The sequence below is a fragment of the Beijerinckia sp. L45 genome, from assembly GCF_009765775.1.
GTDB lineage: Bacteria > Pseudomonadota > Alphaproteobacteria > Rhizobiales > Beijerinckiaceae > RH-AL1.
Map to the genome: position 1 here is coordinate 2,904 of NZ_LMUU01000246.1, position 1,106 is coordinate 4,009.

Consider the following 1,106-nt stretch of genomic DNA (forward strand, 5'->3'; position numbering starts at 1 on the left):
TGGGGCCGCTACGGCGAGCTGTTCGCCTATGACGAGGGGTCTGAGACGCTCAGTCTGGAAAACCCGAACTAAGCGACGCGCTCCTTCTCCCGCTCGCGGGAGAAGGTGGCCCTTGCGTGAGCAAGGGTCGGATGAGGGCGGTACCGATCAGGACCCAATTGCAGGGCGGCTCTGCATCATCCATGGCCAACTTCACCACCCTCATCCGACCTCGCTTCGCGAGGCCACCTTCTCCCACAAGTGGGAGAAGGGATGGGTCAACCCCGCGGCGTCGGCCGCCAGCCTACTGGCGCCATCTCGAACCCCGAAAACGCAAACCCCGGCGCCACCGTGCAGCCGACCAGCGTCCAGGCACCGAGGCTTGTGGCCGTCTGCCAGTGGCCGGGCAACACGACAAGCTGCGGCAGCTGACCCTGGTCCAGCGCCGGGCCGAGATGGTGCGCGGACGCATCGTGGCCGTTGGGGCTCACCGTGATGACCATCGGCGCGCCGGCGTGCCAGTGCCAGATTTCGGTCGCATCGACGCGGTGCCAATCCGACACTTCGCCGACGTCGAGCAGATAGTAGATCGCGGTCGAGACCGAGCGGCCGTCAACCTCGCGCGGATCGCGAAAGGTCTCGCGATACCAGCCGCCTTCGGGATGCGCCTTGAGTCCGAGCCGGGCGATGACGTCCTTGGCGGTCAGACTTTGCGCGGTCATGCCAGGCTGAACCACAGCGTCGCGAAGCCGAGGAACGAGGAATAGCCGACCACGTCCGTCACCGTGGTGACGAAGGCACTCGCCGACACCGCCGGGTCGATGTCGAATTTTTCGAGCACCAGCGGCACCAGAATGCCGCCGAGCGCCCCGGCGATGAGGTTGGTGAGCATCGCGCCGGCAATGACCACGCCGATGCCACCCATGCCGAACCACAGGCTTGCACCGATGCCGGTCAGCACGCCGAAGGCGATGCCGTTGAGCGCGCCGACGAAGAGTTCGCGGCCGATGACCCGCATGGCATTGTTGCGCGACAGCTCGTGGGTCGCGAGCGCGCGGATCACCACCGTCATCGTCTGCGTCGCACCGTTGCCGCCCTGGCTGGCGACGATCGGCGCCAGCACCGCC

General features: G+C 66.8%; 2 protein-coding genes. Both read right to left on the bottom strand.

The window, feature by feature from the left end; genetic code table 11:
- Nucleotides 1-257: 257 nt before the first annotated feature.
- Nucleotides 258-701, bottom strand: a complete 444-nt coding sequence (locus GSQ79_RS25345) for a cupin domain-containing protein (RefSeq protein ID WP_158811532.1) — start codon at nt 699-701, stop codon at nt 258-260.
- Nucleotides 698-1,106 (bottom strand): magnesium transporter (locus GSQ79_RS29935; protein WP_246725582.1); only part of this gene is annotated, 409 nt, incomplete at its 5' end. The genes GSQ79_RS25345 and GSQ79_RS29935, both read right to left, overlap by 4 nt.